We start from the raw sequence: 14,225 nt of genomic DNA, 5'->3' as shown, positions 1-14,225 counted from the left end.
ATTAAATGTAATTTATTAAGATGTTAAACAGGTCAGTAAAATTGTATTATTTAAGGCAAAATAAAAAAATGTATTCGTTTTCAATAATAAACTATCAAAAATTATAGAAAATTCAAAATTTATTAGAAATGAAAAAAAATATGTGTTATAATTAATATTGTAATTAGGAATTAATGTAAAATAAATGTATTAATAATATATCACAAATTACGAATTATAGATTTCTAAATAAAGTTGAGGTGAGTATAGATGAGTAGAATAAGAATATTTACAGGGCATTTCGGAAGTGGGAAAACAGAAATAGCAATAAATTATGCCATAAATTTAGCAAAGACCGGCAAAAAAACAGCTATTGTAGATTTGGATATTGTAAATCCTTATTTTTGTACTAGAAGTGTAAAGGATATCTTGGATAAATATGGAATAAGATTAATATCAGCAGATCCAAATTTATCAAATGCAGAACTTATGGTTGTTACTCCAGAAGTATATGCTGCATTTAATGATAAAAGCTATGAAACTGTAATTGACGTAGGGGGAGATGACCAAGGAGCCATTGCATTAGGTCAGTACAATAGATATTTTAAGGATGAGCCTTACGATATGTATTTTGTAATAAATAATAATAGACCTCTTACCTCAAAAAATAAAGATGTGGAAACATATTTAAAAGAAATAGAAATGGCTTCAAGACTCAAAGTTAATGGATTAATATCCAATGCAAACTTGTCTTATGAAACTGAGCCAAAGCACATAATTGAAGGTGATAAAAATGTTCACCAATTATCTAAAAGTATTAATATTCCTCACAAGTATACAGTATGTAGAAAGGATTTAGTTGATAAAATTAAAGACAAAGTAGAGGGAGAAGTACTTCCAATAGATGTTTATATGAAACCACCATGGAGGTAAAAATCTAATGTACACTATAAGTACAAGCTTTATTGTAAAATAGTTAATAATTTTGTCAAAATATTTTGACAAATTATTATATACAATGCATGAATTGGTATATATAGAATAATATAAGGAGGGGTTCTTATGCCAAAGGTAACTTTTAACGAAGATAAATGCAAAGGTTGTGGCCACTGTATAGCTGTATGTCCTAAAAAGATAATAAGCTTTGCAGAAAAACTAAATGCAAAAGGTTATCATCCAGCTGTAGTAACAGAAGAAAAAATGAAAGAATGTATAGGATGTGCTTCTTGTGCAAGAATGTGTCCTGACTGTGTAATAACAGTAGAAAAATAATTAGAGGAGGGGTTTTCTGTTATGGGAGAAAAAGTTTTAATGAAGGGTAATGAAGCTATAGGCGAAGCAGCCATAAAAGCAAACTGTAAAGCTTTCTTTGGTTATCCTATTACGCCGCAAACAGAAGTTGCAGCATATATGTCAAAGAAAATGCCTAAAATAGGAAGAGTATTTATGCAGGCAGAAAGTGAGATTGCTGCAGTTAACATGGTTTATGGAGCAGCAGGTACAGGAGTTAGATGTATGACTTCATCTAGTAGCCCTGGAATAAGCTTAAAGGCAGAAGGTATTTCATATATAGCAGGTGCTGAATTACCTTGTGTAATTATCAACATAGTTAGAGGTGGCCCAGGACTTGGAAGTATACAACCAGCACAATCAGACTATTTCCAAGCAACAAAAGGTGGAGGACATGGTGACTATAGAATGCCAGTTTTTGCACCATCATCAATACAAGAAATGGTAGACTTAATACAAGATGCCTTTGATGTAGCTGATATGTATAAAACTCCTTGTATGGTAATGGGAGATGGTATGCTTGGTCAAATGATGGAACCAGTTGAATTTAAAGAAAGACCTAAGAGAAACATTCCATCAAAGGATGATTGGGCAGCAAATGGATTACATGGAAGAAAAGAACACCACATTATAAATTCATTATATTTAAGTCCAGAAGTTCTTGAAAAGCATAATGAACATCTTCAAGAAAAATTCAATGAAATAGAAAAAAATGAAGTTAAATATGAATTATTTAACTGTGATAGAGAAAATGATTTAATATTAGTTGCATATGGAACAACTTCAAGAATATGCAAAAACGTTATAGATGCAGCAGAAAAAGAAGGAATTAAACTAGGTTTAGTAAGACCTATAACATTATGGCCATTCCCATGTGAAGCTTTTGAAAAGACAATAGATAAGACTAAAAAAGGATATCTATCAGTTGAAATGAGCTGTGGACAAATGGTTGAAGATGTTAAGTTAGTATCTGCAGGTAGAAAGCCAGTAGATTTCTATGGAAGATCTGGTGGTATGGTTCCAGATCCAGAGGATATACTAAAGAAAGTTAAAGATATATTAGGGGGTGACAAATAATGGCTGTAGTATTTAAGAAACCTGAAGCCTTACTTGATGTATCTACGCATTATTGTCCAGGATGTACTCATGGAATAATTCATAGATTAGTTGCAGAAGTTATAGATGAGCTTGGAGTTTTAGATAAAACTATAGGTGTAGCACCTGTTGGATGTTCAGTTTTAGCTTATAATTATTTTGCCTGTGATATGTTTGAAGCAGCACATGGTAGAGCACCTGCAGTAGCTACTGGTATTAGAAGAACTAATCCTGATTCAGTAGTATTTACTTACCAAGGTGATGGAGACTTAGCAGCTATAGGAACAGCAGAAATAGTACATGCTGCTACAAGAGGAGAAAATATAACAACAATATTCGTAAATAACTGTATATATGGTATGACAGGAGGACAAATGGCTCCTACAACATTACCAGGACAAGTTACAGAAACTACACCTTATGGAAGAGACCCTAAACTTGCAGGTTATCCTGTAAGAGTAGCAGAAATGATAGCTACATTAACTGGTGCTTGTTACGTTGAAAGAGTATCAGTAGACACAGTTCCAAATATAATTAAAGCTAAAAAAGCTATAAAGAAAGCTTTTGAAAATCAGTTAGCTGGTAAAGGCTTCTCATTAGTAGAAGTATTATCAATATGCCCAACTAACTGGGGATTATCACCACAAGAGGCACTACAATGGTTAAGAGATAACATGATACCATATTATCCTCTAGGTGTAAAAAAAGATAATACTGAGGAGGCGAAATAGAATGGCATCACAAGAAATGATATTTGCAGGTTTTGGTGGACAAGGAATATTATCTATGGGTAAGTTTACTGCTTATGCTGGAATGGATATTGGCTTAAATGTTTCATGGTTACCTTCTTATGGTCCAGAAATGAGAGGAGGAACAGCTAACTGTTCTGTAATATTATCAGATACTCCAGTAGGATCTCCTATAGTTATTAAACCTAATACTGTAGTAGTTATGAATTTACCTTCTTTAGATAAATTTGAAGATAAGATAGCTCCAGGTGGAGTATTAATAATGGATAGTAACCTTGTAACTAGAGAACCTAATAGAAAAGATATAGATGTAATAAAAATTCCTGCTCAAGATTTAGCTAAGGAATTAGGAAGTCCTAAAATAGCTAATATGTTCCTTTTAGGAGCATTAGTTGCTAAGACAAAAATAGTTTCAATGGATGAAATATTAGCAGCTTTAAAAGCTCATGGTAAAGAAAAATTCTATGAAACAAATAAAAAAGCTGTATTAAAAGGTGCTGAATTTGCAAAATAGTTTCAATAAAAAACATCTGGAAATTTCCAGATGTTTTTTTATTAAATTAGTCTATTTTAAATTATATTGATGAAATTATATTATATTGTTATAATATAATTTTTATACTATAATGTTTATATGCATATATTAAAAGAAAGGCGAGGTATAGTTATGGGTAGAATGTTTGGTACAGATGGAGTAAGAGGAGTTGCCAATAAAGAATTAACTGTAGATATAGCATATAAACTTGGTAGAGCTGGAGCTTATGTTTTAACAAATAAAGCTAACAAACCTAAAATACTAGTTGGAATGGATACAAGGGTTTCTGGTGATATGTTAGAAAATGCGCTAGTAGCAGGCATATTATCAGTAGGAGCAGAAGCAGTTTGTATAGGAGTTGTTCCAACACCAGCTGTAGCATATTTAACCAGAAAATATGGTGCAGATGCTGGAGTAGTTATATCAGCTTCTCATAATCCAGTAGAATATAATGGAATTAAATTTTTTAATTCACAGGGATATAAATTATCTGATGAATTAGAAGATGAAATACAATATATAATAGAAAATAAATTTCATAGTCTACCTTCTCCTATTGGAGAAGAGTTAGGAAGAAGAACTATAGAGGAAAGAGCTGAAAGAGATTACATAAATTTTGCAAAATCTACTATTGATGTAGATTTAAAAGGTCTTAAAATAGCTTTAGATTGTGCTAATGGAGCAGCATATAAAACTTCTGTTAATGCTTTTAAGGAACTTGGAGCAGAAGTGTTAGTTATAAATAATAATCCTAATGGGTTTAATATAAATAAAAATGCAGGTTCTACTCATCCAGAATCACTTATAAATTTTATAATTGAAAAAGGATGTGATTTTGGATTTGCGTTTGATGGTGATGCAGATAGATGTATTGCTGTAGATGAAAAAGGCAATATAATAAATGGAGATTACATAATGACAATTTGCAGTAAATATTTAAAGGATAATAATAAACTAGATAAAAACACACTAGTAGTTACTGTAATGAGCAATATGGGTTTATACATAGCTTTAGAAAAAGAAAAAATAAATATATCAAAGACAAAAGTTGGAGATAGATATGTGTTAGAAGAGATGATAAAAAAAGGATATAAAATTGGAGGAGAACAATCTGGACATATTATATTCTTAGATTACAATACTACAGGAGATGGACTTATAACAGCACTTCAATTAGCAGCTATAGTTAAGAAAAACAATAAAAAATTATCTGAATTAGCTTCTATTATGAAAGAGTTACCTCAAGTATTGATAAATGCTAAGGTGCCTAATGATAAAAAAGATATATATATAACTGATAAAGAAATATCACAAAAAATAGAACAAGCAGAAAAAGCATTAAATGGAAAAGGCAGGGTTTTAATAAGACCTTCAGGTACAGAACCCCTTGTAAGAGTTATGTTAGAAGGGGAAAATCAAAGTGAAATAACTGATATAGCAAAAGACATAGCTTCTTTAATAGAAAAAAAGTGTAATTTTTAACATTATAATATAGTAGTAAAATATTTTATGTATTTTATTACTATATTTATTTAATAAAATGTTCATGGAAATTTAAGTGTTTTTACTTGACCAAGGATATTAAATTAAATATAATTTATTTAATTGCTATAAGGAGGTGATGAAAAAATATAATGAGTTTTTAAAATAAATAGTATAAATTAAAAGCGCCAGGACTTAAAATGTAGATATTTTAAGTTGACGAGGATGGGGAGTATCGAAATGTTCGGCGGATGCCCCACGGTATAACACTACCGTTAAAGATTGATAAAACTGAAAAGTGATTTTTGGAACAATATCAATTAGGTGTTAATATAATATTTATGTATTGTTAAAGAAAGGAAGATTAATGTATGTGCGGAATAGTAGGTTATGTAGGTAAAAGACAAGCAGCACCTGTTTTAGTTGAAGGATTAAGCAAACTTGAGTATAGAGGATATGATTCAGCTGGTGTAGCAATAATAAATGATGGTAATTTAAATGTTACAAAGTGTAAAGGGAGACTTAAAAATCTTGAAAATGAGCTTAATAGAAATCCTGTAGCAGGTAGCATAGGTATAGGACACACAAGATGGGCTACTCATGGACAACCATCTAATTTTAATTCACATCCTCATTGTAATGAAAAAGGAACAATAAGTGTTGTTCATAATGGTATAATTGAAAACTATATAGAATTGAGAGAATGGCTTACAGGAAAAGGACATAAATTTTTATCGGAAACAGATACAGAAGTTATACCTCATCTAATAGATTATTTTTATGAAGGAGATTTATTAGATGCAGTAATAAAAACTATTAAAAAAATAGAAGGAAGTTATGCTATAGGAGTAGTTTCAAGTTTAGAGCCGGATAAATTAATAGCAGTTAGAAAAGACAGTCCATTAATAGTGGGATTAGGAAAAGATGAATATTTTATAGCTTCAGATATTCCTGCAGTATTAAACTATACTAGAGATATATACTTATTAGAAGATAATGAGTTTGTAGTAATAAATAAAGAAGGAGTAGAATTATTATCTGCAAACAAAGAAAAAATAGAAAGAGACATATATCATGTAACTTGGAATGCAGATGCTGCTGAAAAGGGCGGATATGAACATTTTATGTTAAAAGAGATACATGAACAACCTAAAGTAATAAAAGATACTATGACATCTAGAGTAATGCCAGGGAAACCTATAACTTTAGACGATATAAAAATTACAAAAGAACAAATACAAAACATAGATAAAATATATATTGTGGCTTGCGGAACTGCTTATCACGCAGGAATAGTTGGAAAATATGTAATAGAAAAATTAGCTAAAATACCGGTAGAAGTAGAGGTAGCTTCTGAATTTAGATATAGAGAGCCTTTAATAAATAAAAACACTTTAATGATGGTTATAAGCCAATCAGGAGAAACAGCAGATACATTAGCAGCTTTAAGAGAAACTAAAGCATTGGGAGCTAGAGTGCTAGCAGTAACTAATGTAGTGGGAAGTACTGTATCTAGGGAAGCAGATGATGTATTATACACTTGGGCAGGACCAGAAATAGCTGTAGCATCTACTAAAGCTTATGAAACTCAGCTCGTAGCTATGTATATAATAGCATTATTTTTTGCAGAAAATAAAAATATATTAAGTAAAGAACAAATTGAAATATTAAAAGAAGAAATATTAAATATTCCAGAGAAAGTAAATAAAGTCTTAGAAAACGAAAAATCTATAAAAAACTTTGCTTCAAAAGTATATGAGTATAAAGATATGTTTTTCTTAGGAAGAGGATTAGATTATGCTGTTGCTATGGAAGGTTCATTAAAGCTTAAAGAGACATCCTATATACACTCTGAAGCTTATGCAGGTGGAGAGTTAAAGCATGGACCTATAGCACTAATAGAAGATGGTACAGCGGTAGTTACTATTGCTACACAAGATTATTTATTCGAAAAAATGGTAAGTAATATAAAGGAAGTAAAAACTAGAGGAGCAAAAGTACTTGCTTTAGCTATGGAAGGAAGTTCTAATGTAGAAAAGACAGCAGATGAAGTAATATATATTCCACAAGTTAATTCTTTATTTGCACCACTTTTAGCAGTAATACCACTACAATTATTAGCTTATTATACTTCAGTTAAAAAGGGTTGCGATGTAGATAAGCCACGTAATTTAGCTAAGTCTGTTACGGTAGAATAGGTATTTAAAATAAATTTGTAATAAAAAAGTCATGTGATTTTGAGCTGAAAATTCCTAAATTGCATGACTTTTTTATGTATAATTTAAGCAAAATAAAATTACCCACTAGAACTTTACACAATTTGAATAGTGAAGAGATTTTACTAAATTTTTATATACAATTAGCTTTAAAATTAGGAGGCAGAATATGAGTACTTTAAAAAAATTTATGAATTACTATAAACCCTATAAAAATATGTTTTTTGCAGATATGTTTTGTGCATTAACTTTATCTTTTATAGATTTATTATTTCCACTTATAGTAAGATATCTTTTAAACGATATTTATATTTTAAACAATAAAAAACTTATATTTACATATGTAATATATATAGGTATGGCAATGTTTTTAATGTACATAGTAAGATACTTTTGCCAATATTACATAACATCTTGGGGACATATAATGGGAGCTAGAATGGAAGCAGATATGAGAAGTGATATATTTAATCACCTTCAAAAGTTATCTTTTTCTTATTATGATAATACAAATACAGGAAAACTTATGTCCAGAATTATTACAGATTTATTTGATATATCAGAATTAGCTCATCATGGTCCAGAAGATGTATTTATATCTTTACTAAAAATAATAGGAGCTTTTATAATTTTGTTCAGCATAAATATAAAAATAACATTATCACTTTTATTTATAACATTAACAATGATTTATTTTTCTTATTTTTACAATAAAAAAATGAAGCATGTATTTAAGAAAAATAGAGAAAAAATAGCTAATGTAAATGCACAGATACAGGATAGTTTGTCAGGAATAAGAATAGTTAAATCTTTTTCAAATGAAAATATAGAAAGTACTAAGTTTCAAAAAGGAAATGAACAGTTTTTAAATACTAAGGAAACAGGCTATTTTATAATGGGCAAATTTTTTAGTGGAAATAATTTTTTTCAAGGAATATTGTATCTTTCAGTAGTATTATTAGGAGGAATTTTTATAAGTTTAGGAGAATTGAGAGTTTCTGATTTAGTAGTATATATACTATATATAAATATATTTTTAAACCCTATAGATAAACTTGTAAATTTTACTGAGCAATTTCAAAAGGGAATAACTGGTTTTGAAAGATTTTTAGAAATTATGAATACTAAACCTGATATAGAAGATAAAAAGGAAGCAGTAGAAATTAAAAATGTAAAAGGTGATATTCAGTTTGAAAATGTATCTTTTGGTTATGATAACAGAAAAACTATATTAAAAAATATAAACATAAAAATACCTAAAGGAAAAAATATAGCCCTTGTGGGACCTTCTGGTGGAGGAAAGACTACATTTTGTAGTCTTATTCCTAGATTTTACGAAATTGATGAAGGAACTATAAAAGTGGATGGTTTAAATATAAAGGATGTAAAATTAAAAAGTTTAAGAAATGCTATTGGAATTGTACAACAAGAAGTATACATGTTTTCTGGAACTATAAAAGAAAATATAGCTTATGGTAAACCAAATTGTAGTTTTGAAGAAATAATAGATGCAGCTAAAAAAGCTAATGCTCATGAATTTATAATGAATTTAGATAATAAATACGATACTTTTGTAGGTGAAAGAGGTATAAAATTATCTGGTGGACAAAAACAGAGAATATCTATTGCTAGGGTATTTTTAAAAAATCCGCCTATACTTATATTGGACGAAGCTACTTCTGCACTGGATAATGAAAATGAATATTATATACAAAAATCTCTTAATGAATTAGCTAAAAATAGAACAACTATAGTTATAGCTCATAGATTAAGCACTATAAAAAATGCAGATGAAATATTAGTTCTTACAGAAAAGGGTATAGAGGAGTCTGGAAGTCATAATGAACTTTTGAGTAAAAATGGAATATATGCTTATTTATATAATATGCAATTTCAACAAGAGTAACAATGTTATTTAAGATTTATTATGTTGCTAAAGAAATCAAAATTAAATTACAGCACTTTTAAGAAGGGAGAAATAGTATAATGAACTTAAAAATAAGAAAAATAAGAGAGGATTCAATAATTCCCAAATATGCACATAAAGACGATGCAGGTATGGATTTATATTCTGCAGAAGATAAAATAATACCTTCAGGAGAAACTTCACTAATACATACAGGAATTCAAATTGAACTTCCTAAAGATACAGAAGCTCAGGTGAGACCAAGAAGTGGACTTGCACTTAAACATTCTATTACAGTATTGAATACTCCAGGAACTATAGATGAAGGATTTAGAGGAGAAATAGGGGTTATACTTATAAATCATTCAAAAAAAGATTTCAAAATAGAAAAAGGAATGAGAATAGCACAAATGGTTATAAAGCCTGTTTTAAAGGTAAATGTGGTAGAAGTAGATAATTTAACTGAAACTGAAAGAGGTAAAGGCGGTTTTGGTTCAACAGGAATAAAATAGTACAAATAAGCTATAATATATATTGTATTCATATTAAAAGGATTGATAGCCTTGAATTTAAAAAAAGATATAAAAAGTTTAATAAATAGATTTGTTGATGATGATATAACTGCTTTAGCAGCACAATTATCTTATAATTTAATTATATCTTTCTTTCCTTTTTTAATATTTTTAATGACTTTAGTAGGATATAGTTCTTTAACTAGTCAAGATGTATTAAGAGAAATGCAACAAGCTTTTCCAGAAGCTGTTTTTCAATTAATTAATAATGTAGTAATAGAAATTGTAGATACTAAAAGTCCTAATTTATTATCTTTTAGTATAATAATTACTATATGGAGTGCTTCTAGTGGATTTAGAGCTATAATAAAAGGTCTTAATAAAGCCTACGATGAGGAAGAAGAAAGATCTATAGTATCAGTTACATTAATTTCTGTAGTCAGCACATTAACACTGGGCTTATTAATTATAGCAACTATATTGTTTTTAGTTTTTGGTGAGATAATTGGAAATATGTTTGTTATTAAATTTGGTTATCCCAAGTTATTTAAATTTACTTGGAATATAGTTAGGTATATGATTATTATATCTATGGAATCATTTGTATTTATGAGCTTTTATCACTATCTACCTAGTAGAAGGCTTACTTGGAAAGAAGTTATTCCAGGTTCTGTTTTTACAACAGTAGGATGGATTATAACTTCCCTAGGATTTGCCTTTTACGTAAATAATTTTGCGAATTATTCAAGACTATACGGCAGTTTAGGAGCAGTCTTTGTATTGTTAACTTGGCTATACTTAACGTCAATGGTAATATTGATTGGAGGAGAAATAAATGCTGTATTAGCTATTGATAAAAAAGATGAATATAAAAAAAAGGAAAAAGATATTTAGTAATTGTATTGACAATTACTATAGTAAACTATATAATTGACTTATATAAAAGAGAATATTATGCTTCTTATCGAGAGTGGTGGAGGGACTGGCCCTGTGAAACCCGGCAACCTAAAGTATAGTATATTTAATATACTTATTCGGTGCCAATTCCAGCAGGTAATACCTGGCAGATAAGAATATGAGGATAGCTTCTTGTATTTATCTGCAAGAAGTTTTTTTATTGTAAAAATTTAAAAATAAGAAATGTAATTATAAAGTTAGGGGGAAAAATATTATGAAAAACAATAAGGGGAATGCTTTAGCCTTATTACCATTATTAGTTTTTGTTGCAATTTATTTAGGGAGTTCTATAGCTTTTAATGATTTTTATGCTACTCCTGTAATAGTTCCATTTGTAATTTCTGCTATATTAGCAATGTTTATGAATAGGAAGGAAAGCATAACTAATAAAGTTGATGCTTTTTGTAAGGGTGCCGGAGATTCTAATATTATATTAATGTGTTTGATATTTATATTAGCAGGAGCTTTTGCTGAGGTAGCTAAAGAAATGGGAGCAGTAGATTCTACAGTTAATTTAGGGCTGTCTATATTACCAAGTAATATACTAATAGCTGGATTATTTATAATAGCATGTTTTATTTCTTTATCTATTGGTACTTCTATGGGAACAATAGTAGCCTTAACACCAGTAGCAGTAGGTGTAGCACAAAAAACAGGAATAATTGTACCTTTGGTTGTAGGAGCAATAGTAAGTGGTGCTATGTTTGGAGACAACCTTTCTATGATATCAGATACAACTATAGCTGCTACAAGAACTCAAGGATGTGAACTAAAAGACAAATTTAAAATGAACTTTAAAATAGTAATTCCAGCAGCAATTATTACAGCTATTATATTTGCAGTTGTTACTTCAGGAAATAATCATGTATTATCAAAAAATTATTCTTATAGTATTGTAAAAGTATTGCCATATATAGCAGTATTAGTAGCAGCCTTAGTAGGGGTAAATGTTTTATTAGTGCTAATAGGTGGAATTTTATTTGCTGGTACTATAGGTTTAGTTTACGGTTCTTTTAATATTATGGGATTAATGCAAGCAATGGCTAAGGGAATAGGTGGTATGTCAGAGTTAGTTATAATTTCTATAGTAGTTGGAGGAACTGTTGAATTGATAAAGTTTAATGGTGGAATAGATTTTCTATTGAATTTTATAACTAGTAAAATTAAAAGTAAAAAGGGAGCAGAATTTGGTATAGGTATATTAATAACTTTAGTAGACTTTTGTACAGCTAATAATACTATAGCTATAGTTACTGCAGGACCTATAGCTAAAAATATTTCTGAACAATATAACATAGACCCTAGAAGAAGTGCAAGTATACTTGATACATTTTCATGTTTTGCACAAGGTATAATACCTTATGGAGCTCAACTTTTAGCAGCTTCAGGATTAGCAAAATTATCACCTTTTGCTATAATGAAATATTTATATTATCCTTATTTGATGGTTGTTTGTTGTATAATAGCAATAGCTTTAGGATTACCAAAATTGGATTCTAATAAAGATATATATGCTAATAAAACAGCTTAAGTTATGTAGAATATTTTTAAAGGTATACTAATTAATTTATTTTGATTAGTATGCCTTTATTTAATTTTATTTTTATAGTAAAATTAGCGTAGTTTATGTTACTTTTTATTTTAGAAGGAGAGTATATTTATGAATTTATTAAAGACATTTTTCATATCTGCAGTACCTTTAATAGAGCAAAGAGGAGCAATTCCTATAGGTATTTTTATGTATCATTTGAATCCTATTTCAGTTTTTTTAGTAAGTTTTATTGGAAGTCTCATTCCAGTTCCATTTATATTATTTTTATTTAATTCTATTTTTAAATGGATGAAAAAATATAAAATATTTAATGGAATAAACAATATTATAGAAAATAAGATACAAAAAAATTCAGGAAAGATAGAAAAATATAAAGAAGTGGGATTAATTACTTTTGTAGCTATACCTTTGCCTACTACAGGTCTTTGGACAGGAAGTGCTATAGCAGCATTCCTAGGATTAGATTTTAAGAAATCATTAATTTGTACAGCTTTAGGAGGGTTGATTTCTGCTAGTATTATAACTGTTCTTTGCGTTGTTTTTCCATCAGTTTCTAAATGGTTTCTTTCTTTTTAACAAATTAAAATGGACAGCTTAACAGCTGTCCATTTTAATTTGTTATTTATTTTTATTATATATACCATCTACTATAATAGCTATAGCATTATCTCCAGAGATATTACAAGCTGTTCCAAAGCTATCTTGAGTTATATAAAGAGCTATCATAAGTGCAAGCTGAGCTTCAGAAAAACCTAAGTTTGATTGAAGAACTCCAAGGGCTGCCATTACTGCTCCACCTGGAACACCTGGTGCGGCTACCATTGTAATACCAAGCATAGCTATAAATCCAAACATTTGTCCTACAGTAAATGTCATGTTGTTAAGCATCATAACAGCTATAGCACAAGATGTTAATGTTATAGTACTACCAGAAAGATGTATAGTAGCACATAGAGGTACAACGAATTCTCTTATACCTTTTGATACTCCATTGTTTTCTGCACATTTAACATTTACAGGAATTGTAGCTGCTGAAGATTGAGTTCCTACTGCTGTTAAGTATCCAGGAATTTGATTTTTTAAGCAATTTACTAAATTTTTCTTTCCATATGCACATGCAATTGTAAATTGTAGTAATATGATTATAAAATGTAGGCAAAGTACTATTAATAATACTTTCCAGAATACAGATAAAATTTTAGTAACTTCACCTGCGTAAGTCATATTTGCAAATATACCTGCTATGTGGAATGGTAATAAAGGTATAATTACAAAAGTTATAGTTTTTTCAACAATTGCTTGGAATTCAACAAATACTTCAAATAAAGTTGATTTACCTTCTTTAGCAGTTTTTATAGCTGCTATTCCAAGACCTAATATAAAAGCAATTATAAGCGCAGACATAACTCCCATTATAGGAGGCATTTCTACTTTAAAAAAAGGTGCCAATAATTTTTCTTCAGGGTTACCAGCATTTGTTAAAGTTTGTGATGTGTGAATAAATAATGGAAATAAAGATTTAGCAACAAAGTAAGCTAAGGTACCAGCTACTAATGTTGAACCATAAGCAATACCTGTTGTAATTCCAAGAAGCTTTCCAGCACCTGTTCCTAAATCAGCTATACCAGCAACAACGAATCCTACGATTATAAGAGGAATTACGAATCCTAAGAAGTTACCAAAAATTGAATTAAACGTTGCCAATATTCTTACAACAAATTCTGGAGCAAATTTACCAATAATAATACCTAGAATGATAGCAATAATTAATTTAGGTATAAGACCTAGTTTTTTCTTTGGCATAATAATACCCTCCTTATTAATTGAGTAAATTTCATATTTTATAATCATTGATTTTACTAACTTTTTTATTATTCAAAAAGGAAATTCACCCCAAAATGTCGAATATTTAAGTACCACCAAAAATACACAACAAAGAGGAGTGAATACTT

At 29.2% G+C, this 14,225-nt stretch carries 13 protein-coding genes and 1 riboswitch; of the genes, 12 read left to right on the top strand and 1 reads right to left on the bottom strand.

What is annotated here, in order from left to right; translation table 11 throughout:
* The first annotated feature begins 249 nt into the window (after positions 1–249).
* The 12 genes from CLOACE_RS03135 (at position 250) to CLOACE_RS03080 (ending at position 12,849) form a co-directional block, all read left to right on the top strand.
* Complete coding sequence (locus CLOACE_RS03135; RefSeq protein WP_070109597.1) at positions 250–912, top strand: ATP-binding protein; 663 nt, start codon at positions 250–252, stop codon at positions 910–912.
* 129 nt (positions 913–1,041) lie between these two features.
* Positions 1,042–1,251, top strand: a complete 210-nt coding sequence (locus tag CLOACE_RS03130; protein WP_070109596.1) for a 4Fe-4S binding protein — start codon at positions 1,042–1,044, stop codon at positions 1,249–1,251.
* Between the two features lie 21 nt (positions 1,252–1,272).
* A complete protein-coding gene (locus CLOACE_RS03125) occupies positions 1,273–2,346 on the top strand; it encodes a 3-methyl-2-oxobutanoate dehydrogenase subunit VorB (RefSeq protein WP_070109595.1) in 1,074 nt (357 codons plus the stop codon).
* Positions 2,346–3,095: a thiamine pyrophosphate-dependent enzyme gene (locus CLOACE_RS03120; protein WP_070109594.1), complete on the top strand. Its 750-nt coding sequence runs from the start codon at positions 2,346–2,348 to the stop codon at positions 3,093–3,095. Before CLOACE_RS03125 ends, CLOACE_RS03120 begins: the two co-directional genes overlap by 1 nt.
* A 1-nt stretch (position 3,096) precedes the next feature.
* Complete coding sequence (locus CLOACE_RS03115; RefSeq protein ID WP_070109593.1) at positions 3,097–3,627, top strand: 2-oxoacid:acceptor oxidoreductase family protein; 531 nt, start codon at positions 3,097–3,099, stop codon at positions 3,625–3,627.
* Positions 3,628–3,780: 153 nt separating this feature from the next.
* Positions 3,781–5,130, top strand: a complete 1,350-nt coding sequence (gene glmM, locus CLOACE_RS03110) for a phosphoglucosamine mutase (protein WP_070109592.1) — start codon at positions 3,781–3,783, stop codon at positions 5,128–5,130.
* A gap of 371 nt (positions 5,131–5,501) precedes the next feature.
* Positions 5,502–7,328, top strand: coding sequence for a glutamine--fructose-6-phosphate transaminase (isomerizing) (glmS, locus tag CLOACE_RS03105; protein WP_070109591.1), 1,827 nt, complete (start codon positions 5,502–5,504; stop codon positions 7,326–7,328).
* A 187-nt stretch (positions 7,329–7,515) separates the two neighbouring features.
* Complete coding sequence (locus tag CLOACE_RS03100) at positions 7,516–9,252, top strand: ABC transporter ATP-binding protein (protein ID WP_070109590.1); 1,737 nt, start codon at positions 7,516–7,518, stop codon at positions 9,250–9,252.
* Between the two features lie 77 nt (positions 9,253–9,329).
* Positions 9,330–9,764: a dUTP diphosphatase gene (gene dut, locus CLOACE_RS03095; RefSeq protein WP_101495374.1), complete on the top strand. Its 435-nt coding sequence runs from the start codon at positions 9,330–9,332 to the stop codon at positions 9,762–9,764.
* Between the two features lie 51 nt (positions 9,765–9,815).
* Complete coding sequence (locus tag CLOACE_RS03090; RefSeq protein WP_341465047.1) at positions 9,816–10,658, top strand: YihY/virulence factor BrkB family protein; 843 nt, start codon at positions 9,816–9,818, stop codon at positions 10,656–10,658.
* A gap of 64 nt (positions 10,659–10,722) precedes the next feature.
* Positions 10,723–10,838, top strand: a riboswitch (SAM riboswitch).
* Between the two features lie 97 nt (positions 10,839–10,935).
* Entirely contained in the window at positions 10,936–12,252 is a 1,317-nt protein-coding gene (locus CLOACE_RS03085) for a Na+/H+ antiporter NhaC family protein (protein WP_070109587.1), read from the top strand.
* A gap of 129 nt (positions 12,253–12,381) precedes the next feature.
* On the top strand, positions 12,382–12,849 hold the full coding sequence (locus tag CLOACE_RS03080; protein ID WP_070109586.1) for a COG2426 family protein: 468 nt from the start codon (positions 12,382–12,384) through the stop codon (positions 12,847–12,849).
* Between the two features lie 42 nt (positions 12,850–12,891).
* On the opposite strand, the gene CLOACE_RS03075 is transcribed toward CLOACE_RS03080, so the two are convergent.
* On the bottom strand, positions 12,892–14,076 hold the full coding sequence (locus CLOACE_RS03075) for a dicarboxylate/amino acid:cation symporter (RefSeq protein ID WP_070109585.1): 1,185 nt from the start codon (positions 14,074–14,076) through the stop codon (positions 12,892–12,894).
* Positions 14,077–14,225 lie beyond the last annotated feature (149 nt).

This window comes from Clostridium acetireducens DSM 10703, from assembly GCF_001758365.1.
Taxonomy (GTDB): domain Bacteria; phylum Bacillota; class Clostridia; order Clostridiales; family Clostridiaceae; genus Clostridium_C; species Clostridium_C acetireducens.
Note: the sequence above shows the minus strand (reverse complement) of the source record. Positions and strands in the feature narration are given on the sequence as shown.